This window comes from Leptospira andrefontaineae, from assembly GCF_004770105.1.
Taxonomy (GTDB): Bacteria; Spirochaetota; Leptospiria; order Leptospirales; family Leptospiraceae; genus Leptospira_B; species Leptospira_B andrefontaineae.
In genome coordinates this window covers 255,277-277,461 of the sequence record NZ_RQEY01000010.1, presented here as the reverse complement: position 1 = coordinate 277,461, position 22,185 = coordinate 255,277, and the positions used below count along the sequence as shown (strand labels likewise).

Below are 22,185 nucleotides of genomic sequence, written 5' to 3'. Positions count from 1 at the left end.
TTATTTTTTAGGCTCTATATCGGATCCTAAGAGAACAGTGGAGTCCAGTCCTAGATCCTTTCTTAATACATGATATACTTTTGTTTTTTCTAATATGGAGGAAATTTTATCTGCCACTGCTGTATTCCCGGAACGATCTAAAATAATCGTTTTCTTAATATCTTTGGTCCAGGCATTATCAACGGAGAGGACTTTGATCCTTTTGTCCGCAAGAGTAGTTCTGACATCTTTTGCAAGACCTGCCACCTCAGTTCCGTTCAATACTTCTGTTCTAGCATATTCTCCATCTGTGAAAATTTCTGCAGATACATCTTTATGAAATTTTCGGACTGCTACAGAAGCCCTGGCAGGATCCGCTTTTAAGAATAAACGTCTTGTTTTAGGATCTAATGCAGGCTCTCCAGGAAGTTCAGTGATCCCGAATGCAAGTCTATGAGAAGTAGCAAATTTTAGAAGAGTGTAAAAATCCTCTTTTGAAAAATCGGAATCTATTAAACTGTAAACCATCTCCGACCAAAATGAATTCAGAAGTTCTTTGTTTTCGTATAAGGTTTCGTAAACGGATAAAACCGCACTTTCTTGTCTGCTGATTCGATCCAGATAGTCCAAGGTTTCTTTCTTATCCATATAAGAAACATAATCATATGCATCTTCTCCGGAATAAGAATATAAACCGGGCTCTCGTACATAAGAAGGAGAAATTCTATTAGTACGATTATCAGTGTATAAATTCACTCCACCTAAGATATCTACTATCTTAATAAAAGAAGAAGCGTTTATCTTTACCGTATAATTCGGTTTGGAACCTAAGATGTCCTGGACGGCATCTTTTACCGCAGAAGTTGCCTTGGATTTAATTTGTTCTAAACTATCTTCCGGATCTTCGAATGTAGTGATCGGATGAAAGAAAAATAAGCCTACTCTTTCTTGGGAAGGGAAGATGGTGGCTAAAAATCCGAATTCATATACATCATCATTTCCAACAGCATGGAAAAGTATATGGATCGGTTTACCCGCACTGATCTTTTCGTCCAGGCCTGTTCTTCTGAAATTGCGAAATAGAAAAAATAATAACGCCAAAAATAGAAAGCCTGCTGCGATCCATAATGGAATAAGATTAAAAGGTCGAATGGGTTTGTTAGGACTCAAATCAAAGCCTCGGATTCCATTCAGAAAGAAAAAATAACCCTGTCAATTGGATAATTTTCCCAAGGCGAAATGATACATGGAGATGGTTCTTTTATGGATTTCTCTCTTATGATACAAAAGGTCCTGCATTGTATGGACCGCCTTATTCAAAACGGCAGAGTATAGATTTTCCTTGGCCTTGCTCCTCCATTCCGAATATTCCTTTTGCCTTTCTGCAAACTCGGAACCTAAAAAGTCGGCCGCATATAAGATATAATCCAATAGATTCAAATCGTCTCCACCGAGTGTATGGTGTTTTACTGCATCTAAAACTGATCTTGTTTTTAAACCATATTCCGTTTCCAGATAATGAGCAGCGGATCTAGAATGCCAGGCAGCTTCCGGAAGTTTAGGAGACTCAGAGTCTCCTAATTTTGCGAAAAGTTCCAAATGGAATTCTTTTGTTTTCTGTTTGGTGATATCGTGAACCACACCTGCTAAATATGCTTCCTTTGTTTCATTAGGAGAATGGATGTTTGCTAGTTCTTCTGCGATTTCGGCCACACGAAGACTATGTTCCCAGCGGGTCTTAGTAATCTCGTTTGGAACAATATCAGTAAAATATTTTATCTGTTCTGGAGTAGTGTTCGGAAGCATCTGATTCGGACGAAGTGGTCTCAAGTGTAAGATCTATTCTTAAGTATGATATCCCACACTTCATCCGACAAAGCAATCGGTTTCCTATTATCCAAAATACATTTAGGAAGTTCTTCCCTTAAATCTACAGAAGCTGCTTCTATGATCCGATTTTGTAAAAATACGATCTTATTTTGGAATTCTTGCAGGTTTTTATTTTGGGGAATGGATTCCGAAAATCTTCTAAAGACCAAGAGAGAATAGACCTTATTTAATATATTCTCCCAGTTTTTCCACTTATGAAATTCGGAATAATTATCTTCACCGATTAGAAGTGCAAGCCCAGCATTTGGTCTTACTTTCAAAAGTTCTAAAATAGTTTCTTCCGTATAACTAGGAGTTTCTCTTTTGATTTCCCAGTCCCAAACCTTTGTATTTGGAAAGTTTTTAAACTGAACTTGGACAAGATTTAGGATCAGCTCAGGAGGAGTCTTTTTATTCTGTTTCCACGGAGATGTATGGTTTGGGACGATTAGAAGTTCCCCCGCATTCGGAAAATTCTCCCAAAAGCTGGATACCACTTCTGCATGGCCTAGATGAGGAGGATCAAAACTCCCGCCAAAAACTCCGACCAGACCGGAAGAGCTCATGTAAGTAGAAGGTCCCTTATCCTCGGACCTGTCCTTCTCCTTCCGCATAAGTAGTAGTTGTTGTAAGATGTACAAGACCCATCGGACCTCTTACATGTAATTTCCCTGTGGAAATTCCAACTTCTGCTCCGAGTCCGAATTCTCCTCCATCATGAAAACGAGTGGAGATATTCACAAAGATCGCAGCTGAATCCAAGGAACGACTAAAAAAGTTCGCAGCACTTACATCTTCAGTCACAATCGCTTCCGTATGACCGGAGCTAGTTGCTTCTATGAATTCGATCGCTTCGTCTATCTTATCCACTGTTTTGACGGAAAATCTTAGATCTAAAAATTCTTCTAAGTAATCTTCTTCCTTAACCGGTTGGCCTTTGGGAAAAATCGCGAGAGATCTTGGATCCAAAAGAAGTTGTACTCCTTTAGATGCGAGTTCTTCCAATAATTCTTTGGTATAAGGATATTCGGAATGTATAATTAAGTTTTCCGCAGCATTACAAACTCCAGGTCTTTGTACCTTGGAATTGACTGCGATCGGTAAGACTTTTTTAGGATCTGCAGACTTATCTATATAAAGATTCACCACTCCCTTATCATGTTTCACCACAGGGATAAGAGAGTTTTCGGAAACAAAACGGATGAGACCTTCTCCGCCTCTAGGAACTACTATATCAATATAAGAAGTTTGTTTTAGGAAAGGGATCATATATTCTCTTTCCGTTCTATCTACGAAGGTGACAGCATTCGGAGACAAACCTTCTTCTTTTAAACAGTCTTGGAAAATTTTAGCAAGTATCGTATTAGAGTGAATTGCTTCGGAACCGCCTCTTAAGATACATGCGTTCCCGGATTTAAAAGATAACGCACCCACATCGATCGTAACATTCGGTCTGGATTCATAGATGACCATGACCACGCCCAATGGTACTCTTTTTGTATTTAAACGTATTCCATTCGGAAGAGTAGTTCCTCTTACAGTTTCTCCTACTGGATCAGGAAGAGCCTTAATTTCTAAAACTGCGTTAGCTAGGCTTTGGATCCTTTTTTCATCCAGAGTCAATCTATCTAAAAGTGCGGAGGATAATCCTTTTGATTTTCCTGCTTCCAGATCCTTAATATTCTCTTTTAAAATTTCGGATTTTCTGGAAACTAAAGCGGCTGCAAGCTTTTCCAAAACCTTATTCTTTTTGGAAGTATGAATGGACCTAATTTGTCTATAAGCATCTTTTGCGGATTTACAAAGTTCATCCACGTAGATGGATTCTGCGGATCTTTGGATCATTCCTGACCTCCGTTACGTTTGGCACGGAGAATGGATTTAATTTCATCCTCCGTAAAGTTTTTCTTCGTACCGTTAGAGACAACCAATGTCCCGAGTGTATTCTTTTCTATAAACTCACGCACGCAATTTTTACGATTCCCATCTATGATCCCGCATGGAATTCCACCCTCGCTGGAGATAGAAGCTGCCTTGAGTTTGGTATACATTCCCCCGGTGCCTGGGCCACTTGGGCCTCCCGCTTGAGAAAGTTCGGATTTTCCTACTTCTTCCAAGAAGGGTAGAAGTTTACCGTTTTTCAGAAAACCTTCTACACCTGTGAGTATGATCAGAAGATCTGCTTCTACGATTAGACTTACGATAGCGGAAAGAACGTCGTTATCTCCGAATTTTACTTCTTCTGTGGCGACTGAATCGTTCTCGTTTACGATCGGTAGAATGCCCCAATCCAAAAGTTGTCCGAATGTATTTTTCAGATTTTTGAATCCTTCCGGATTTTCCATGTCCAAAACTCCGAAGAGTATTTGAGCGATCGGAAGATTTACTTTAGAAAAAAAACTATCGTATAAGTTCACCAGGCGATTTTGGCCCATGGCTGCCAGAGCTTGCTTTTCGGGGAGAGATTCTCCGGCTTCTGTGGGGTGGGAAAGTGAGGATAAAAGTTTTCTTCCTCTTGCGATCGCTCCGGAGGAAACTAGGATTACTTGTTTTCCAAGATCTCTTAGATGACGTATGTCCGAAACCAGACTGAAAAGGAAATCATTCACTTCCTCTTCTGAGCCTGAAAGTCTTGCGGAACCTATCTTAATTACTATTTTATTGGATGTTTTAATTCTCTCGTTCAGATCATTTCTATTCATCTGAATTTTCCCGATGTTCTTCTTCGTTCAAATGTAGTTCTTCCAATTCTTTTTGGAAGAAAGTGGAATCCATTACGGAAAGTAATTCTTCTAAATTAAGTTCTTCCTGCGCTGAGATAGGGATTACCCTTCCCAAAGAAGAAACAGATTTAAGTAGTTCTTCCGTAAAACTCTGGTCTTCCCAGATATCTATTTTATTTAAAACGATCAAATGCGGTCGGTTCAGAAGTTCCGGATTATAAGATCTCAATTCTGATTGAAGCATTTTGAAATCCTCCTTAATGTCCAGAGCTGCTGCATCAAAAACGTATAATATACCTTTTACCCGTTCTATATGTCTTAAAAAAGAAAGTCCAAGGCCTATTCCTTTACTCGCACCTTCTACAATCCCGGGAATATCTGCTAATGTATAACGGTAAATATCTCCCTTTCTTTTAACCACACCTAGGTTGGGAGAAAGTGTAGTGAATGCATATCCTGCAATCTTAGGGTGTGCTTCCGTAATTTTAGAAAGTAGGGTAGACTTTCCTGCATTCGGAAGTCCTACAATTCCAACATCTGCCAAAAGTTTTAGGCTGAGACGTAGATGTTTATATTCTCCATCTTCTCCAGGTTGAGAAAATTTAGGAGTTTGGTGGGTAGAAGATTTGAAATGGGTATTCCCTTTTCCTCCTCTTCCACCTTTGACAACTTGGAATTCTCCGTCGTCTTTTACGAAATCGTAAAGTAGTTCTCCACTTTCTTCGTCGAAGACTTGGGTTCCGAGTGGAACAAAAAGGATTAGATCTTCTCCCTTTTTACCGGATCTTTCGTTACCTTCTCCAGGAAATCCATCCTGGGCTCTAAATCTTCTTTTAGTAAGATAACGATCTAGGGTAACCATGGAAAGGTTGGCGCGTATGATGATATTACCGCCAATTCCTCCGTCACCACCATCAGGTCCTCCGAATTCCACATACTTCTCTCTTCTGAAATGCATGGATCCGGCTCCACCATGTCCGGCGGTAACTTCGATCAGTACTTCATCTAAAAACTTTTCCATGTTGGATTAGGGCCCTAAAATAAAAAAAGAAAGGCTCGAGGAAAAAATCCCCGGAAGGCCTTTCTTTTTCCACGCACTAAATCTGAGATCTAATGCTTATTTCGGGTAAACGGAAACTTGAACTTTAGTTTTGGAAACTTGCTCAAATTTAACGTGACCTTCGACAAGAGAGTAAAGTGTATGATCTTTACCTACACCTACGTTCTTTCCGGCGTTTAATCTAGTTCCTCTTTGGCGAACGAGAATATTACCAGCTAAAACCAGTTCTCCACCGAAACGTTTTACACCAAGACGTTTGGATTGGGAATCGCGTCCGTTTTTGGATGAACCGCCACCTTTCTTATGTGCCATGTTTATTCTCCTATGAGTTCAATTTCTGAAGGATATTGTTCCTTCAAGTTGACTAGTCCACTTGCGACGAGATCGAAACTCGTATGAACAATTGGATCAGTCTTTTTTCCGGAGACGATCTTGAAGTCCAAGAGTCCGTCTCCGATCACCGCTTCTTCTGCCAAACCTTCCTTGCTTAAATGCAGGTAAAGGGTTTGGATGAGTACTCCGACAGCGGCGCAGAGAAGATTTTGTCCTTTGGATCCGTGCATCTTAGAAGCATGCCCGGAGGATTCCAAACCTAGGATTTCTTCTCCTTTTCGGAGTATCTTAATCCGGATCAAACTGCCGAAAGAGAAACTACCTTAACTTTTTGCAGTTGTTGTCTGTGACCCCAGGTTCTTTGAGAGTTTTTACGTTTTTTGTAAACGTATCCTCTTACTTTTTCTCCCTTTACATCTTCCAATACTTTCAGGGAGACTTTAGCGGATTTAAGTTCCGGGGATCCGATATGGACCTTATTATTTTCAGCGAATAGTAGAACCTTAGCATCGAAGGTATCACCAGCATTTTTACCGGTTTTTTCAGTCAGGAATTCAAGATCCTGAGTGACTTTGAATTGTCGGTTGCCGACAGAGATGATCGCGAACATGATTACTGGCCTAGTTTTCTCGAGTTTTGACCAGTTTTGACCGGTCCGAGCCGGTGTCAAGGGTTTTGGGGTACGATTTGCAAGGAAGAAGATTGGCTTTCATCTAGAACCTTCCGTTACTCGAGTTTTAAATCTTGCTTAGATTTCTGGGAATCAGATCTAATAGTCTATACTATTATGAGATATCTTATCGCTAAGAAAAAAGATTTGGGAGACGGTTTTTTTGTAAGAAGGGTACTTCCACAGATCGAAGCCAGAAATGTGGGACCTTTTGTTTTTCTGGATCATATGGGTCCACTCCCGATCAAGACAGGAACTGAAATTGTAGTTCGCCCTCATCCTCATATAGGTCTTGCAACAGTCACTTATCTATACGATGGAGTGATCACTCATAGGGATAGTATTGGAAAGGTCGAAGATATCCGCCCCTTCGAAGTGAACTGGATGACTGCAGGTTCCGGGATCGTACATAGCGAAAGATCCAAACTCGATCCTGAATTTAATATTTTAGAAGGTATCCAAACCTGGGTGGCTCTTCCTAAAGAATTCGAAGAGACTTCTCCTGAATTCTTCCATCATGAAAGAGAAGAATTGCCTATAGTTAGCGGAGGAGGCTGGGAACTCAGGTTGATCGCCGGTTCCTTCATGGGAGAAGTTTCTCCTGTTAAAGTATATTCACCTTTATTCTATGCTGATATAGAAGTTGAGGCTGGCGCAGAAGTAGAGCTGCCAGTTCCGGCTGAACAAGAAGCAGGCATTTATGTTGCCAGAGGTAAGGCTGACGCAGAAGGAAAGATTGTTTCCATTGGAGATATGGCTATCTATCCAAAAGGTGGAGCCGTAAAATTCAGAGCAGAAGAGACTTCTCGAATTGTACTCTTAGGCGGGGTCCCACTTTCTACACCAAGGCATATGTATTGGAACTTTGTATCCAGTTCCTTGGAAAGGATTGAACAAGCAAAAGTGGATTGGAAAGAAGATCGGTTTGCTCATGTGCCCGGAGAGACGGAAAGGATCCCATTGCCTGAACATTAAGAATAGCCGGATCGTTTAAAACCGGTTATTAATAGCGATTTGATGCGTTCTTTTTCATCTCTTTGAAAAGAATTTCCTAAAATTCCACCTTGTCACCCTGGCCCTTACGTAAATTTTGGTCATAGCATGGAAATCCGCAATATCGCCATTATCGCACACGTTGACCACGGTAAAACAACCCTTCTAGACGGTATTTTACGCCAAACAGGCGCAGTTACTGCAAAAGAAGATGGGGAAAGGATCATGGATCATAACGATCTCGAAAAAGAAAAAGGGATCACGATCAAGGCCAAAAACACAGCAGTTGTTTATAAAGGAACACGAATCAACGTAGTAGATACCCCAGGTCACGCGGACTTTGGAGGAGAAGTGGAGCGAGTTCTTTCCACAGCGGATTCTTGTCTTCTTCTTGTAGACGCATTCGACGGACCCATGCCTCAAACCAGATTCGTACTCGGAAAGTCCTTACAATTAGGACATAGACCTATTTTAGTTATCAATAAGATCGATAGAGATGGAGCTCGTCCTGACGCTGTAGTCGATATGGTTTTCGACTTGTTCAGCGATTTAGGAGCAACAAACGAACAATTGGATTTTCCAATCGTTTATGCTTCTGCAAAACAAGGCTGGGCGGTTAGCCAATTAGAAGATGCTCCTGGAACTAATTTGGATCCACTTTTAGATACTGTACTTTCTCATGTTCCTCCTGTTAAAGCAAATATAGAAGCTCCTCTACAGTTCCAAGTTACTTCCTTGGATTATAATGATTATGTAGGTCGTATTGCGATCGGTAAGATCTATAACGGTAAACTTCAAAAAGGAATGAGCGTAATCCAAGTTTCCCCTAAACCAAATGGCAGGGACGAAACTCAAGTTTTAAAGGTAACAAAACTTTATAACTTCGAAGGACTCAAAAGAAACGAGATCGATGAAGCAGAAGCTGGAGATATCGTTTCGATCGCAGGACTGCCTGATGTATTTATCGGAGATACAGTTTGTGAGCCAGGTAAAGCGGCTCCAATGCCTGCTATCGAAGTAGAAGAGCCTACTGTATCCATGTATTTTATGGTAAACAATTCTCCTTTTGCGAGTAAGGAAGGTAAGTTTGTAACTACCAGAAATATTCGCGAACGTCTGGACAGAGAATTAGAAACGAACGTAGCAATGCGTTTGGAAGAAACCGAGGATAAAGACCGCTTCAAGGTTTTAGGCCGAGGAGAATTACATCTTTCCGTACTTATCGAAACCATGAGAAGAGAAGGTTTCGAACTACAAGTTTCCCGTCCTGAGGTAATCATCAAGAAGGGAGAAAACGGAGAAAAACTGGAGCCTTACGAGTATCTCGTAATGGATTTACCGGACCAATTCACAGGAAGTATTATTGCAGAGTTAAACCGTAGAAAGGGAGAGCTTCAATTGATGGATGCTCATCCGTCCGGAATGACCAGAGTAGAATTCGTAATTCCTACAAGAGGTATTATCGGATTCAGAGGTTACTTCGTAACTGAGACCAAAGGAGAAGGAGTGGCATCCAGCCGATTCCTTAGATTCGACAACTATAAGGGAGAAATTCCTGGAAGAAAGAACGGTGCACTCATCTCTATGGACTCCGGAGAAACCACAGGTTACGCTCTATGGAAAATCCAAGAAAGGGGAGAATTACTGATCGATCCTCAAACTCCTGTATACCCTGGAATGATCATCGGGATCCACTCTCGCGACAATGACTTAGAAGTGAACCCTGTAAAAGAGAAAAAGCTTACTAACGTAAGATCTTCCGGAGCGGATGAGGCAATCAGACTTGTTCCTCCTCGCAAGTTCAGCTTAGAACAGAATATCGAATTCTTGGACGATGATGAACTTCTGGAAGTAACTCCTCAGAGTATGCGTCTTCGTAAAAGACATTTGGATGCAAACGCAAGAAAGCGCGCTGCCAAATAATCGCTCTTAGGATTTTCCTATCGAACCTCATAATAAAAAGGCCCCAATTTGGGGCTTTTTTATTGTCCTTTCCATCATTCCAAATGGATTAATAAGATACTGGATTTTCAGGTCTTGGTATGAAGTTAATTTATTGGAATCGGTTACTAGTCGTTTTCACAATAATTCCACTGTTTAATTGTTTTGGGTTACTGATGTCTTTTGCAAAAGACGGCTATATAGAACATCGATTTGAAGCCGGTGATGTTCATTCTTATCAAAAGTCCGTATCAGTGTACCCGCCTTTACGAATTGAAACTAAGGGCAGTTGTACCTTACATTACCTAAAAGATTATTCTAATGACAAGAATGGATTTATTTTCGGTCCCATTCCGATCTTTTGGTCGGCAAACTCGAACCGAGAATCTGTTGTTTTTTTAAAGGACGAAACCCCAGTCAAAAAACTTGCGAGTCGCCCTGCAAGTTGTGATTACGGGTGTTTTTGTAGCATGAAGCTTACTGTATGGAGCAAGAGTGGTTGTTCTTGTTCTTGGGGATGCACAGAGTCTTTATCACTTTCTGAGCAGATTGAGAGCATGTGTTCTAGATAAATTCTCACCTTTGTATCGACCGCTACAGTGTTTTTACTACACCAAATGGTATAAAACATATTCTAAAAAGATAATATTCTTTTATTTTATTTTTGATTGAACGATCGATTTAAGATTATTTTTTCGCTTACACTTATAATTCTCTTATTTTCTCAATTGACAATTTAACACTGTTCTATAATCACCTTTGTGAGCCGGAGACACAGAAGAGGTGGACAAAGGTTCAAATAGCGAACGTTCGAAATTAAACACTTAAATCGATTGTTTGTTATATATAAAAAGAACTCCTTCCAAAAGAGGCAAAGCCCGGGAAGTGAGATCCGTAGAGAGAATAGTTTAAAAGAAGAGGGTTAAGGAGAATGTTAAAAAGAGCAAAGTTAATGGTAGCTGGGGTTCTATTCCTAGCAGCGGGAGCAGTGAGCGCGTCTGGTGGAGGATCTTCAAGTAAGCCTCTAGCTGGAGCTTATCCGATCGTATTGACTCATGGTATTTTCGGTTGGGGTAAATCTACTGGTATTGTTGATTATTGGGGCGGAAACGCAGCTTATCTTCAATCTCAAGGAGCCACTGTTCTTACTCCTACTGTAACTGCTACAAACTCTTCAGCAGCAAGAGCTTCTCAGTTAAAAACAGCAATCCAAACTGCAATGGCAGCAAATAATTACACCGGAAAAGTTCATATTCTTGGACACTCACAAGGTGGATTGGACGCTCGTTATCTTGTTTCGAATCTTAGTTTTGCAAGTAAAGTAGCAACTCTCACCACAATCAACACTCCTCATAAAGGAAGTCCGGTTGCAAGCGTGATTGAAGCTGTAATTCCAAGCTGGGCATTACCTTATGTAGGAACTGTTATTAATGCATTGGTCGGAGTAGTTTACGGACAATCCAGCCAAAACGTTGTTGCAGCATTAAAACTTCTTACAGTGAGTGGGGCAGTTACTTTTAACGCGAACACCCCGAATGCGTCCGGAGTTAAGTATTTCTCTTACGGATCTTATATGATCGGTAATGATCTTATCCAACACCCTGCTATGGGACTTCTTGCACCTATTTGTTCCATTGGAGCTCCATTCTATGGACAAAGTATATGGAATGACGGTGTGGTTCCTGATGATTCTCAAAGATGGGGAACCTGGAAAGGTGGTCCTTCTTACGGAATCCTTACCACAGGTGTGGACCATTTAGAAGCAACCAACGCATTATACCTGGGACAAGCTTGGTATGATACTAATGGTTATTACTTAAAAATGGCTTCCAACGCAAAAAGTAATCAATAAGAAGCCAGTTTCGATCTCGTAAAATAGAATGCGCCTCCATTTGGAGGCGTTTTTTTTATCTCCAATATAGTAAGTGTGCTTATTATATTGCTTGCATAATATGTGCACTTATTATATAAGGGATCCAGATAATAAGTATACTTATTATCTGGAGGAATCAGATGTGGAAGTATGAATATAGTACAACTGTAAAAGGAATCGACCCAAAATCACTTTGGGAAGCAAGATCGGACGTGTCCAATTGGTCCAAATGGGATTCTGATATAGAATGGACTAAGATAGAAGGAGAAGTTTCCGTAGGTAAGGAATTCGTATTGAAACCTCGCGGAGGATTTGCTTGCAAGGTCTTGATCACCGAATCTGAGAAACCATTCGTATTCGGGGACGTGACCTACCTTCCTGGGGCCAAAATGAAATTTATACATTTTTTTAAGCCGAACCAAGACGGAACTGAGATCAAGGTGGAGCTGAGTATTTCCGGGCCTCTAGGATTTCTTTGGAAAAAAATCCTGGGAGAAGAACAGGCAAAAGGAATGGAAGAGGAGATCCGTAGATTTTCCGAATTGGTCAGGAAGGAAATCGGATGAGCTCGAAATATTGGATCGTTGTTGCTTCCAAAGAGCATTCTACTATAGGAACGTCTCAAGGGATTGTCCAAGCCTGTCATGGAAAAAAGGCGCCTCTCGCAAGAATGAAAAAAGGGGATTGGGTTTTGGTGTATTCTTCTAAAGAAAACTTCGGATCTAAAACTCCTTATCGAAAATTCACTTCGCTTGGACAGGTAGAGGATGATTCTATCTATTCTTTCCAAATGAGCGCGGATTTCTGTCCTTTCAGAAGGAATGTTAAATATTATCCTACTCAGGAAGCGGATATTTTACCTTTGGTTGATTCTTTGGATTTTATCAAAAATAAAAAATCCTGGGGCTTTCCGTTTCGGTTTGGTTTTCTGGAAATCGGTTCGAAAGATTTCGAACTAATATCCGAAAGGATGGGAAGAAGTGTCGAAGGACAAAATATTCAGATACGATAAATCCGACGATAGTCCTGGATTTTTGTTATGGCAGGTCACAAATCTTTGGCAGAGGGAGATCCGAAAGGTTTTAGAACCTTTGGATCTTACCCATGCTCAGTTTGTTCTTCTGGCAGTAACGCATTGGTTGGAACTCCATGAAGAAGAGACCACTCAGATCAAAATTGCTGACAGAGCTAAAACGGATCCTATGACTACTTCTACCGTGCTTAGAACTCTCGAATCAAAAAAGTTAGTCAAACGTATCTCTCATGAAACTGATACTCGTGCAAAATTAGTAAAGACCACTTCGGAAGGACAGAAAGTCCTGAAACAAGCGGTCAAAGTAGTGGAAGATTTTGATGAGGACTTCTTTTCCATTTTGGGTGGAAAAAGAAAAGATATGGTTGGCGGACTGCAGATACTTTCCCGGAAATAATCCGGAAAAGTATCTTAAGAATCGCTCATGCTCGAAGTTGTCGGACGGATTACTCTTTGTTCTTAAGTTTTTCAAGTTCCCGGATCAGTTCCTCTTTAGAAACGTTCGGATCCTGCTTTAGTCTTCGGATCAGTTCGTCGGTACTTTCTTTTTGAGAAATTGTTTTAGAATCCACAACCCCATCTAAAATTAGAGGAGAGAAATTTTGGATACTAGGTGTTGAAATCCCCGGTTTCATTTTGTTCAATTCCACCACTGCCACATGTTCGAAAACTTCTTGGACCTGGCCTGGAAATTCCGCAATCTTGATCGGCGTTCCCACAGCGACATTGTCTGTTGTGGAAAATAGCGCGAAGAAGTTTTGTTTTCCTTCTGTTTGGGGAAATGATTCTGCATCTAAAGGAAATAATATTACTCCTGCAATTTCGTTATCTATGGTTTTTCTGAATTTTCCTAGATTGATGGAGATCCTACCCAAGAGAGGATTTCCTATCCTTCTGTAAATGTCTCCGTTAGAAAATACGATCGAGTTTTTGTCCTGAGCAAGCTCAGCAGATCTTCCGGTTCCTTCTCCTATTAATTTGTTGAAATCTTTTACTTTCATAAATGGTCCGAAGGAACGGACTGCCCAGCTTTTAGGATCTTTCGTATTTAGGCCGTGATAATTGCGATGGAACTCTTTGCCATTTGTTTCGAAAAATAAAAGTTCTCTATCGCTTGTCAGAAGTTTTCCTGATTTAACCTTTAATTCGTCTCTGTTTTCGCTCACGCTGAATTGGAGTCTTGTTAATATTTGATGGTTGAATTCCATCTCTCCTTTTGCAGTACGTCGGATCCAAAGAGTTTGTATTTTGATCTTTCCGTCTTGGAGCCATTCTTTGGATCTTTCATTCACATAAAAACCTGCCAGTTCCGGGATCGCTGGTGTAGGCTTGCCTCTTAAACTATCTCCGCAGTTTATGAGAATACCAAACAAGGTTAAGAGAATTACAGATATTTTGAAACGGTTTCGAAACATTTGAATTACGTTAGTTTTCTACTGAAAAGGGTAAAGAAAAAAAAGGGAATTCATATTATCTTGACAAAGGCGTCGTTTCCATAGATCAATGAGTGATTAAAACAATGGACTCTGAGCCGACAGTTTTCCGATCTCAATATTTACTTTCTATAATTTTCTGTATCTTCTTAGTTTCTTGCTCATCCGCGGATGCACCGGTTGCTCAAAAAGGGATCTTAGATTTAACCCATTGGGATTATAGGTCCAACCCGACGCTCAATTTACAGGGAGATTGGTCTTTTTTTCCGAATACATTTCAGTCTGATCTTCATTCTGAAAAGAATCCAGAATTTCGTAAAATTCCAGGAGTCTGGCCAGGCACAGGTTACGCACTTCTTAAATTAAAAATACTTCTTCCGGAAAAGTTTGGGCGTTTGGCGATCTATTCCAAACACCAGGCAACTGCTTTTGAAATTTTGATCAATGGTGTTTCTGCGGGTAGTTCTGGAGAACCTGGGACTAGTTTTGAGACAAGTGTTCCTGATAATAGACCGGTTTATTATGAATGGGACGAGTCCACAAAGGAAGTGGATATTAGTTTCAAAATTTCTAATTTTCATCATAGGTTGACCGGGCTTTGGTTCGATATCCGTTTTGGCGATGCACAGGCACTTTATAAAGAAACTCTAATACTTAGGGATTGGGATCTTTTCCTGTCCGGACTTTTTTTCATGTCCACCATCTATCATCTTGGTCTTTTCTTTCTAAGAAGACAGGACCGAACTCCTCTAATATTTGCATTATTCTGTTTTTGTTTATTCCTTCGTATATTCGTTACTGAGGAAAAACTGATCCAATTCTATTTTCCTTGGGTAGAGTATCCCCTTTCCATGAATTTGGAATATCTCACCATGTATGCTGCCTTACCTTTGGGACTTCATTTTCTAAGGCATTCTTTTCCGGCCTATTTTCCACGAAAATGGATGTTATTATTTTATCTGATAGCCGTTGCATTTTCATTAACCACACTCTTTCCTTTTCCTTTAGCTTCTATACCTGTCCCTTACTATCAGATGGTCTTTTTAACGGGTGTGGCATTTGCAATTGTGGTACTTTTTAGGGCGATTTTCCACAAAGAACAATATTCTCTTGTTATTGGATTTGCGATCTTAGCTTTGATCCTGGCCGGCATCTTTGATATGCTTGCCGCTAGACAGATCATATTCGCAAGGTTTATTATTCCGATCGGCTTGTTTGTAGCAATTCTTACCCAGACATTCATTCTTTCTTCCAGATACAGAGATCTTTATAGGGAGAAGGAAAAACTTTCAGATCGCCTTCAACGTTTGAACGAAACCTACAGCAGATTTGTTCCTATCAGCTTTTTGGAATTTTTAGGAAAAGGAAAGCTGGAAGATATGAGACCTGGGGACCAGATCAAGAAGGAGATGACCATCCTGTTCGCGGATATTCGGTCATTTACTGAAATTTCGGAAAGTCTGGATTCCAAGGAAAGTTTTGAATTATTAAATTCATATATTTCAGAGATGGAGCCTCTTATCCATTCCAATCACGGTTTTGTGGATAAGTATTTTGGAGATGCGATCATGGCTCTCTTCCCGGAAAGTTCCGATGATGCAGTAAATGCCGCAATCTCCATGCAAAATCGTATTTTAGAATATAATCAAAGAAGAATGGACCAAGGAAATCGTGCGATCGGAGTCGGAATAGGGATACATACCGGTTCTTTGATGATGGGTCTTGTGGGCTCCGGAGATCGTATGGAAAGTACTGTAATCTCTGATGCAGTCCATCTTGCTTCTAAGTTAGAGGCTTTGAATAAATATTACGGTTCTAGCATATTGATCAGTGAGGATACTTATTCTAAACTAAAATCTCCGGACACTTTTTTACTTCGTAAATTGGACAAACTTAAGTTTAGAGGAAAGGAAGCACATAGAACAATCTATGAACTCGGAGATCATTTGAGTAAAACGGAAAAAGAAGCATTCCTGAAATCCAAAAGTAATTTTGAAAGGGGAGTGGAGTTGTATTATTACGGGAAATATTTGGACTCGGGAGAATCTTTCAGAGAGGCTTTGCGGATCTATTCCGGAGACAGGGCCGCGAACTTATACTTAAAACGTTGCACGGAACAAATTTACTCTTCCGCTGTAAAAGTGCAGCCCGGTCCGGATCTAGCTTAACATTAGATCATTCTCCATTTAAAAACAAGGTCTCTTCCGCATCCTCTTGGGAATCTTCAGAAGCAGAATCTAAGGACTTACGTACTTTCGCTCCAAGTTTACGAATATTCTCTGCTCTTCCTAAAAGATTTCCTCTGCCTGATTTTAATTTTCCTAGGACCGCATCGTAATTGTCCTTGGACTTGTCTAAAGATTTACCTAAAACTTCTAATGCGGTGACGATCTCTACGATCTTATCATACATCTTACCGGATTCTTCTGCGATCTGTTCCGAGTTCTTGTTTTGTTTTTCCTTTCTCCAAAGATTGGCCACCATCTTCAAGGAAACCATCAAGGTAGAAGGAGTAACTATCAGAATGTTTTTTGCGTAAGCATCTTCTAAAAAATTAGGATCTGTACGAACTGCTTCATAATAAGAAGGTTCCACTGGTAGGAACATCAACACAAAGTCCAAAGATTCTATGCCATAGAGAGACTGATAATTTTTCTTATATAGTCCGGATACATGCTCGTATAAACTTTTGAGATGTCTTTGTAATGCCGCCTTTTTTATATCTTCTGATTCCGCGGAAGCATACTCCACGTATGCAGTTAAGGAAACCTTGGAATCTATAACGATTGATTTTCCGGAAGGTAGTTTGACTACTATATCCGGTCTCAATCTTCCATCCTCCGTTTGTACGGATTCTTGGGCGGTATATTCTCTTCCTTTGACTAAGCCGCTATTTTGGAGGATATTTTCGAGTATTCCTTCTCCCCAATCCCCTTGGGTCTTAGAGTTTCCTTTCAGAGCCGATGCTAAACTTTTAGCATCTTCAGAAAGTGTTTTATTCATTTCTAATAGATTATTGATCTGAGCCTTTAAGTTTGCTGTATCATCCTTATGCTCTTTATGAGAAAGTTCTACTTTAACTCCGAACTTTTCTATTTCTTCCTTAAAAGGACGAAGTAGATCATTCATTTTTTCATGAGTTTGTTGGTTGAATTTTTGGGAATTATCTAATAGGGCCTGATTGGCAGCATGTTTGAACTTCTCGTCCAACTTGGACATTAGATCTTCGAATTCTTTTTTTTGGTTCTCTAATCTTTCTTTCAAAAGATCAGATTCCTTTTTCATGGCTTGGTAATATCCGATCGCCTTTTCTGTTTTTTCAGAATTCTCTTTGAACTCTTTTTCTAACTGAAGGATCCTTTCTTTGGATCTTTGTTCAGAGGTGAGAAGTCCCGCTCTTTCTAATTTTAACTTTTCGTGCTCATTCGGATTGATCCCAGACTCTTTGGAATAGAGTGCTTTTGCCAAGAAGAAGGCGAGGCCAAAGCCGATGAGAAGACCGGTGAGTAATACGATTGCAAATTCCATTTTGACTCCTTTTTGGAATTCGGTACAATTCAGGATACCATATTCCAGGATAGAATTTCCATTTTATAAGGACCCCGGACAAATCTGGGGTCCTTTGTTAAAATTTAGGAATTAACGTTTGCCTTTTTTGCGAGAAGGGCCGCCGGATCCGGAGCCGGAACTTTTTCTTCCACCGCCGCCGCCACCACGGTATTGATTTGAGTTTCGGTTTTTATCCTTATGATCTCGTTTTCCCTTTTGTTTGGATTTTCCACCAAAACGTCTATCACGGTCATTACGAGAAGAACCTTCTTTTTCTCGGAAACCTCTTTGGTCTTGGTCGAAACGCGCACCTGAGTCGAATTTTTCGGACTTCTCTGCGAGAGCTAATTTGAAAAGTGCTGCTGCTAAACGTTCTGCAGGGACCCCTTCTGAGGTGAGCTTCTTTACAAGTTTGGAATATTCGGAAACATCCCCTTCTTCTGCGACTTCTTTAACTATATGAGAATATTCCAAAAATTTCTTTTCTGTGAGTTCTGAAATATCCGGGACTTTTCCAAGTTCCATTTCGAATTCGTGGTCTTCTCTGATCTTGCGTAATGTTCTGAAGTCTTTATTAGAAACAAAACTGAGCGCGAGCCCTTTTCTTCCAGCTCTTCCTGTTCTACCGATACGGTGTACATAGTCTTCAGAATCTCTTGGAATATCGTAATTGACTACAGCTTCTACATCGCTTACATCAATTCCTCTTCCCGCTACGTCAGTTGCTACAAGAACTGTAACAAGCCCAGAGCGGAATCCGGACATCACCTTGTTCCTTTGGTTTTGGGAAAGATCTCCGTGTAATCCCTCGGAAAATACTCCTTTGGATTTTAAAAATTCTACTGTTTCGTCCACTCTAACCTTAGTATTACAAAATACTAATGAAGCTTTTGGGGTATGGAATTCTAATAGACGGATTAATGCCTCTGACTTTAGGCCTTCTCTCATTTCAAAATAGATCTGCTGGATCTTAGGTCTGTCCGCTTTTCCACCTGTGACATCTACGATCTTAGGAGAATCTTGGAATTTTTTAGTGATTCCCATTACCTTTGCAGAAAGAGTAGCGGAGAATAGGATTGTCTGTCTTTCTTCGGGGACTTTTGCGAGGATGATTTCCATATCCTCTAAAAATCCCATGTCTAACATTTCGTCTGCTTCGTCCAGGATCACCATCTTGATCCCGCTTAGAGCCAGGGTCTTTCTGTCCATATGATCCATGGTCCTACCTGGAGTTCCAACGATCACTTGTGGTTTTCTTTTTAATGCCTTGAATTGTTTGGTGATATCATCTCCACCATAGATTGCAGCTACTTCGAAATCTTCTTTATATTTTCCTAATTTTCTATATTCTTCCGCGACTTGGACAACCAATTCTCTGGTTGGGCAGAGTACTAATACTTGTGGAGACTGTTCTCCTTCTTCCAATATTTCTAAACTTGGAATTGCGAATGCTGCTGTTTTACCTGTTCCTGTACGGGAATGACCGATTACGTCTCTTCCGGAAAGAATGAGTGGAATAGCTTCGGATTGAATGGAAGAAGGTTCCGTAAATCCAAGATCGGATACTGCGTTTAAGATGTCCTCGGATAGTCCGAGTTCATGGAATGTTTTTTTGGGTTTCAAAGATTGCTCCTGGGATACTCGCGTAAATTTTTACGTCATCCCCACGATTATGCCTGTCTGGCTAAGAGCTTGGATCTTTATAGAATGGTCCTACTTAAACATAAAGGAAAGATTTAGGCTCAGTTATCGTTTCTTCCATGAATTCAAAGTGACCTGTGCGGCATAGCATTAAAGGTCTTTTATTCTTTGCCTGCCTTCATATATTTCGACTTTAACTTAGCTGGGAACTTTTCGATCGCGTATCTAAGCATTGTCCTGGGCATTTTATGTGCATGTTTATCCAAAAAGTCAGTCTCAGGTTTGAGACTTCTATTACCAACTTCCCTTAACATCCAGCCTACTGCCTTATGAATAAGATCTTCTTTATCTGTTAGGAGTTTTTCAGAGATCTTTAAGGTATCTTTAAAGTCTCCTTTGCGAATAAAAGCATAAGTGGAAATGATCGCGACCCTTCTTTCCCATAGATTATTCGATTTAAGAAGCTTGTATAAGATATCCCTTTCCTTATCTATAAGATAATCTCCGATCAATTCCCTGGAACTTAAATCTACGATGTCCCAATTGTTCACATATTTTAAATTTTTTAAATAAAATAGATGCAGCTCTTTTCGGCCTTCTTCCGGAGTTTTTTGGAACTTCTCACAGAGGATGAAAAATCCTAAAAGTCTTTCTTCGTGATACTTTGATTTTACGATTTTCTGAAGTTCGGATAACGGGAGCCCTTTGTATAATTTGGAAATTTTTCGAAGGGGTGGGACTTTTATTCCTAGGAAAAGATCACCTTCTCCATATTGCCCCTTTCCTGTTTTGAAAAATCGGGAGAGTATTTCTACTGCCTTTGGATCGGAAAGTTTTCGGACTTCTTGGATCACTTCTTCCGCCTTGGAATTTTCTCCCCCTAATATTTTTTTGGGCGCGGCTGTTTTGGATTTGGGCATGGGACAAAATCTAATTTTGTAAGAAGGGGAGGGCAAGCATTATAGAAGGACAAATGTCATGCTCTAAATTCCGGTTTTTGGGCTTGCCAGTTAGGAGGTCCAACAAATCCTAATTTTTAGGAAAGATCTGCTCTCGTATGAAACATAAACCTCTTCATAATATTTATAGTAAGGATATTCTTAGAAAGAAGATCGAGGCAGAGGATTTTAAGCGTACTACTATTTCCTTTTATAGATATGTGATCTTAGAAAATCCGGACCTTCTCCGTAACGAACTATATAGAGAATGGGAATCCTTAGGAGTTCTCGGAAGGATCTATATAGCAAGAGAAGGGATCAACGCTCAATTATCGGTGCCTGAATTTAATTTTCAAAAATTCAGGGATTCCATAGATGCAAGGAAAGAATTCAAAGATGTTCCATTCAAGATTGCGGTGGAACAAAAATCTTATTCATTCTTAAAATTGGATATACGAGTTCGCAATAAGATCGTAGCGGACGGTCTTGCGGATAATACTTTCGATGTGACCAATGTGGGTACTCATTTAAACGCAGAAGAATTTAATAAAAAATTAGAATCTTCTGATACTATCGTAGTGGATGTTCGTAATCATTATGAATCTGAGATTGGACATTTCGAAGGAGCTTTACTTCCTCAGGCGGATACTTTTAGAGAAGAATTACCTTTGATCATAGACCTTCTTCAAGATAAGAAGGATAAAGAAATCGTAATGTATTGCACTGGAGGGATCCGTTGTGAGAAAGCATCCGCTTATCTGAAACATCATGGATTCCAAAATGTGTACCAATTACATGGTGGGATTATCTCTTACGCTTCTGAAATTAAGGAGAAGGGACTGGACTCCAAGTTTAAGGGGAAAAATTTCGTGTTCGACGCGAGACTCCAAGAAACTGTGGGAGAAGAGATACTAAGTGAATGTCACCAATGCGATCAAAAATCTGCAAGGCATATCAATTGTGCAAATCCTGCCTGTCATATTCTATTCATCCAATGTTTGTCATGCGCAGAAAAATTCGATAATTGCTGCTCGGTAGAATGCCAAAAGATCGCCGCCTTACCTGTGGAAGAACAAAAAAAATTAAGAAAAGGTAAAGCGGCCTCCAACCAACATTTTTCCAAGTCCAAGATCAGACCTAAGGTTTTCGAACTTTACAAAGGAAAATAATCCGGATTTTATTTTCAATTTTCGGAAAAACTTAAAATTTCTTGTAATCGTTTTTATTACAAGTAGTCTAAATAATATCATTTTGAAAATTGATGTTTTAATCGTATGAAGTTGAATCGAAAAAATTTCCTACTTGGGACGGCAGGACTTTTATTTGGTTCAGCTGCGATCCGCAGTCTTTTTGAAAACATAAGAGGAGAAAAAATGATGCAAAAGTTACCGGTATTTTTCGTAGGCCATGGAAGTCCAATGAACGCTCTCGGACCGAATCCGTTAGCCGATACATGGGCGGAATCTACGAAAGATTTTCCGGAGCCCAAAGCGATATTAAGTATATCCGCTCATTGGTTTACTAAAGGTACCTACGTAACCTCAAACCAGTCTCCTCCTACTATTCATGATTTTTACGGATTCCCTCAGGAATTATTTGATGTACAATATTCCGCACCTGGCGATCCAAAGTTAGCAGAAGAACTTTCTAAATCGAAAGATGCACAAGTGATCCAAGATGATTCTTGGGGATTGGATCATGGCACCTGGAGTGTACTTAGGAATATGTATCCAAAGGCAAATATTCCGGTAGTCCAATTGAGTTTGGATGCTACCAAGCCGGGAGAATGGCATTATGAATTTGCAAAGTCTTTGTCTAAGCTTCGAGAGCAAGGTGTTTTGGTTTTGGGAAGCGGGGATCTAGTTCATAACTTACGTCTTTATGATTGGAAAAACCAAGACAAGGCGCATGACTGGGCATTGGATGCGAATGAAACATTCAAGGATCTGATCCAAAAAAGAGATTGGAAGAGTCTGGCAAATTACCAAAAATTAGGGACAGCAGTGCAGATTGCCATCCCAACTCCTGAACATTATTTTCCTATGTTATATGCTTTGGCTTTAGCGGATGAGAAAGAAGAGATCCGTTTTTATAACGATATCATCCAGAGTTCGGTATCTCTAACTAGCATGAAGATCAGTTAAGATCTG

The 22,185-nt window shown here is 40.1% G+C and carries 22 protein-coding genes; 9 read left to right on the top strand and 13 right to left on the bottom strand.

The window, feature by feature from the left end:
• The 9 genes from EHO65_RS06045 to rplU form a co-directional block, all read right to left on the bottom strand.
• Positions 1 to 1,149 carry an LCP family protein gene (locus tag EHO65_RS06045; RefSeq protein WP_135773242.1) on the bottom strand — a complete coding sequence of 383 codons (1,149 nt, stop codon included), beginning with the start codon at positions 1,147 to 1,149 and terminating at the stop codon, positions 1 to 3.
• A 42-nt stretch (positions 1,150 to 1,191) separates the two neighbouring features.
• Positions 1,192 to 1,785 (bottom strand): bis(5'-nucleosyl)-tetraphosphatase (symmetrical) YqeK, encoded by a 594-nt coding sequence (yqeK, locus tag EHO65_RS06040; protein WP_135773396.1) that lies wholly within the window; start codon positions 1,783 to 1,785, stop codon positions 1,192 to 1,194.
• Between the two features lie 20 nt (positions 1,786 to 1,805).
• The gene (locus EHO65_RS06035) at positions 1,806 to 2,414 is read right to left on the bottom strand and encodes a nicotinate-nicotinamide nucleotide adenylyltransferase (protein ID WP_135773241.1); all 609 of its coding nucleotides are present in this window, start codon (positions 2,412 to 2,414) and stop codon (positions 1,806 to 1,808) included.
• A 16-nt stretch (positions 2,415 to 2,430) separates the two neighbouring features.
• Positions 2,431 to 3,693, bottom strand: a complete 1,263-nt coding sequence (locus EHO65_RS06030) for a glutamate-5-semialdehyde dehydrogenase (protein ID WP_135773240.1) — start codon at positions 3,691 to 3,693, stop codon at positions 2,431 to 2,433.
• Positions 3,690 to 4,556: a glutamate 5-kinase gene (gene proB, locus EHO65_RS06025; RefSeq protein ID WP_208744009.1), complete on the bottom strand. Its 867-nt coding sequence runs from the start codon at positions 4,554 to 4,556 to the stop codon at positions 3,690 to 3,692. Before proB ends, EHO65_RS06030 begins: the two co-directional genes overlap by 4 nt.
• Positions 4,543 to 5,592: a GTPase ObgE gene (obgE, locus tag EHO65_RS06020; RefSeq protein ID WP_135773238.1), complete on the bottom strand. Its 1,050-nt coding sequence runs from the start codon at positions 5,590 to 5,592 to the stop codon at positions 4,543 to 4,545. The genes proB and obgE overlap by 14 nt, the downstream gene beginning before the upstream one ends.
• 96 nt (positions 5,593 to 5,688) lie before the next feature.
• Positions 5,689 to 5,943, bottom strand: coding sequence for a 50S ribosomal protein L27 (gene rpmA / locus EHO65_RS06015; protein ID WP_020771288.1), 255 nt, complete (start codon positions 5,941 to 5,943; stop codon positions 5,689 to 5,691).
• A 2-nt stretch (positions 5,944 to 5,945) separates the two neighbouring features.
• On the bottom strand, positions 5,946 to 6,266 hold the full coding sequence (locus EHO65_RS06010; protein ID WP_135773237.1) for a ribosomal-processing cysteine protease Prp: 321 nt from the start codon (positions 6,264 to 6,266) through the stop codon (positions 5,946 to 5,948).
• Positions 6,263 to 6,574 carry a 50S ribosomal protein L21 gene (rplU, locus tag EHO65_RS06005; RefSeq protein WP_008593635.1) on the bottom strand — a complete coding sequence of 104 codons (312 nt, stop codon included), beginning with the start codon at positions 6,572 to 6,574 and terminating at the stop codon, positions 6,263 to 6,265. Before rplU ends, EHO65_RS06010 begins: the two co-directional genes overlap by 4 nt.
• Positions 6,575 to 6,751: 177 nt before the next feature.
• On the opposite strand from rplU, the gene EHO65_RS06000 reads away from it, so the two are divergent.
• The 6 genes from EHO65_RS06000 (at position 6,752) to EHO65_RS05975 (ending at position 12,871) form a co-directional block, all read left to right on the top strand.
• Positions 6,752 to 7,609 carry a pirin family protein gene (locus EHO65_RS06000; protein WP_135773236.1) on the top strand — a complete coding sequence of 286 codons (858 nt, stop codon included), beginning with the start codon at positions 6,752 to 6,754 and terminating at the stop codon, positions 7,607 to 7,609.
• 126 nt (positions 7,610 to 7,735) lie between these two features.
• Positions 7,736 to 9,550, top strand: a complete 1,815-nt coding sequence (gene typA, locus EHO65_RS05995; protein WP_135773235.1) for a translational GTPase TypA — start codon at positions 7,736 to 7,738, stop codon at positions 9,548 to 9,550.
• A 949-nt stretch (positions 9,551 to 10,499) separates the two neighbouring features.
• A complete protein-coding gene (locus tag EHO65_RS05990) occupies positions 10,500 to 11,420 on the top strand; it encodes an esterase/lipase family protein (protein WP_135773234.1) in 921 nt (306 codons plus the stop codon).
• Between the two features lie 161 nt (positions 11,421 to 11,581).
• Positions 11,582 to 12,007, top strand: a complete 426-nt coding sequence (locus tag EHO65_RS05985; RefSeq protein WP_135773233.1) for an SRPBCC family protein — start codon at positions 11,582 to 11,584, stop codon at positions 12,005 to 12,007.
• Positions 12,004 to 12,453 carry an EVE domain-containing protein gene (locus EHO65_RS05980; RefSeq protein WP_135773232.1) on the top strand — a complete coding sequence of 150 codons (450 nt, stop codon included), beginning with the start codon at positions 12,004 to 12,006 and terminating at the stop codon, positions 12,451 to 12,453. Before EHO65_RS05985 ends, EHO65_RS05980 begins: the two co-directional genes overlap by 4 nt.
• The gene (locus tag EHO65_RS05975) at positions 12,422 to 12,871 is read left to right on the top strand and encodes a MarR family winged helix-turn-helix transcriptional regulator (protein ID WP_135773231.1); all 450 of its coding nucleotides are present in this window, start codon (positions 12,422 to 12,424) and stop codon (positions 12,869 to 12,871) included. The genes EHO65_RS05980 and EHO65_RS05975 overlap by 32 nt, the downstream gene beginning before the upstream one ends.
• A gap of 49 nt (positions 12,872 to 12,920) precedes the next feature.
• On the opposite strand, the gene EHO65_RS05970 is transcribed toward EHO65_RS05975, so the two are convergent.
• On the bottom strand, positions 12,921 to 13,889 hold the full coding sequence (locus EHO65_RS05970) for an LIC12353 family lipoprotein (protein ID WP_135773230.1): 969 nt from the start codon (positions 13,887 to 13,889) through the stop codon (positions 12,921 to 12,923).
• A 104-nt stretch (positions 13,890 to 13,993) separates the two neighbouring features.
• On the opposite strand from EHO65_RS05970, the gene EHO65_RS05965 reads away from it, so the two are divergent.
• Positions 13,994 to 16,075 (top strand): adenylate/guanylate cyclase domain-containing protein, encoded by a 2,082-nt coding sequence (locus tag EHO65_RS05965; RefSeq protein WP_135773229.1) that lies wholly within the window; start codon positions 13,994 to 13,996, stop codon positions 16,073 to 16,075.
• Between the two features lie 7 nt (positions 16,076 to 16,082).
• Here EHO65_RS05965 and EHO65_RS05960 read toward each other — a convergent pair whose 3' ends face one another.
• The 3 genes from EHO65_RS05960 to EHO65_RS05950 all read right to left on the bottom strand — a co-directional run bounded on the left by EHO65_RS05960 (position 16,083) and on the right by EHO65_RS05950 (position 20,017).
• Positions 16,083 to 17,435 carry a DNA recombination protein RmuC gene (locus EHO65_RS05960; protein ID WP_135773228.1) on the bottom strand — a complete coding sequence of 451 codons (1,353 nt, stop codon included), beginning with the start codon at positions 17,433 to 17,435 and terminating at the stop codon, positions 16,083 to 16,085.
• A gap of 111 nt (positions 17,436 to 17,546) precedes the next feature.
• Entirely contained in the window at positions 17,547 to 19,079 is a 1,533-nt protein-coding gene (locus tag EHO65_RS05955; protein WP_135773227.1) for a DEAD/DEAH box helicase, read from the bottom strand.
• Positions 19,080 to 19,258: 179 nt separating this feature from the next.
• Entirely contained in the window at positions 19,259 to 20,017 is a 759-nt protein-coding gene (locus tag EHO65_RS05950; protein ID WP_135773226.1) for a DNA alkylation repair protein, read from the bottom strand.
• 137 nt (positions 20,018 to 20,154) lie between these two features.
• Between EHO65_RS05950 and trhO the strand changes: the two genes are divergently transcribed.
• Together trhO and ygiD are read left to right on the top strand one after the other, a co-directional pair.
• Positions 20,155 to 21,204 carry an oxygen-dependent tRNA uridine(34) hydroxylase TrhO gene (trhO, locus tag EHO65_RS05945; protein WP_135773225.1) on the top strand — a complete coding sequence of 350 codons (1,050 nt, stop codon included), beginning with the start codon at positions 20,155 to 20,157 and terminating at the stop codon, positions 21,202 to 21,204.
• Positions 21,205 to 21,309: 105 nt separating this feature from the next.
• Positions 21,310 to 22,179, top strand: a complete 870-nt coding sequence (gene ygiD / locus EHO65_RS05940) for a 4,5-DOPA-extradiol-dioxygenase (protein WP_135773224.1) — start codon at positions 21,310 to 21,312, stop codon at positions 22,177 to 22,179.
• Positions 22,180 to 22,185 lie beyond the last annotated feature (6 nt).

What these genes read in the sequence shown, in the direction of transcription:
- yqeK (WP_135773396.1), bottom strand. Translation starts at nt 1,785, where the DNA reads ATGCTTCCGAACACTACTCCAGAACAGATAAAATATTTTACTGATATT.
- EHO65_RS06035 (WP_135773241.1), bottom strand. Translation starts at nt 2,414, where the DNA reads ATGAGCTCTTCCGGTCTGGTCGGAGTTTTTGGCGGGAGTTTTGATCCT.
- EHO65_RS06030 (WP_135773240.1), bottom strand. Translation starts at nt 3,693, where the DNA reads ATGATCCAAAGATCCGCAGAATCCATCTACGTGGATGAACTTTGTAAA.
- obgE (WP_135773238.1), bottom strand. Translation starts at nt 5,592, where the DNA reads ATGGAAAAGTTTTTAGATGAAGTACTGATCGAAGTTACCGCCGGACAT.
- rpmA (WP_020771288.1), bottom strand. Translation starts at nt 5,943, where the DNA reads ATGGCACATAAGAAAGGTGGCGGTTCATCCAAAAACGGACGCGATTCC.
- rplU (WP_008593635.1), bottom strand. Translation starts at nt 6,574, where the DNA reads ATGTTCGCGATCATCTCTGTCGGCAACCGACAATTCAAAGTCACTCAG.
- EHO65_RS06000 (WP_135773236.1), top strand. Translation starts at nt 6,752, where the DNA reads ATGAGATATCTTATCGCTAAGAAAAAAGATTTGGGAGACGGTTTTTTT.
- typA (WP_135773235.1), top strand. Translation starts at nt 7,736, where the DNA reads ATGGAAATCCGCAATATCGCCATTATCGCACACGTTGACCACGGTAAA.
- EHO65_RS05990 (WP_135773234.1), top strand. Translation starts at nt 10,500, where the DNA reads ATGTTAAAAAGAGCAAAGTTAATGGTAGCTGGGGTTCTATTCCTAGCA.
- EHO65_RS05985 (WP_135773233.1), top strand. Translation starts at nt 11,582, where the DNA reads ATGTGGAAGTATGAATATAGTACAACTGTAAAAGGAATCGACCCAAAA.
- EHO65_RS05980 (WP_135773232.1), top strand. Translation starts at nt 12,004, where the DNA reads ATGAGCTCGAAATATTGGATCGTTGTTGCTTCCAAAGAGCATTCTACT.
- EHO65_RS05970 (WP_135773230.1), bottom strand. Translation starts at nt 13,889, where the DNA reads ATGTTTCGAAACCGTTTCAAAATATCTGTAATTCTCTTAACCTTGTTT.
- EHO65_RS05965 (WP_135773229.1), top strand. Translation starts at nt 13,994, where the DNA reads ATGGACTCTGAGCCGACAGTTTTCCGATCTCAATATTTACTTTCTATA.
- EHO65_RS05960 (WP_135773228.1), bottom strand. Translation starts at nt 17,435, where the DNA reads ATGGAATTTGCAATCGTATTACTCACCGGTCTTCTCATCGGCTTTGGC.
- EHO65_RS05950 (WP_135773226.1), bottom strand. Translation starts at nt 20,017, where the DNA reads ATGCCCAAATCCAAAACAGCCGCGCCCAAAAAAATATTAGGGGGAGAA.
- trhO (WP_135773225.1), top strand. Translation starts at nt 20,155, where the DNA reads ATGAAACATAAACCTCTTCATAATATTTATAGTAAGGATATTCTTAGA.
- ygiD (WP_135773224.1), top strand. Translation starts at nt 21,310, where the DNA reads ATGAAGTTGAATCGAAAAAATTTCCTACTTGGGACGGCAGGACTTTTA.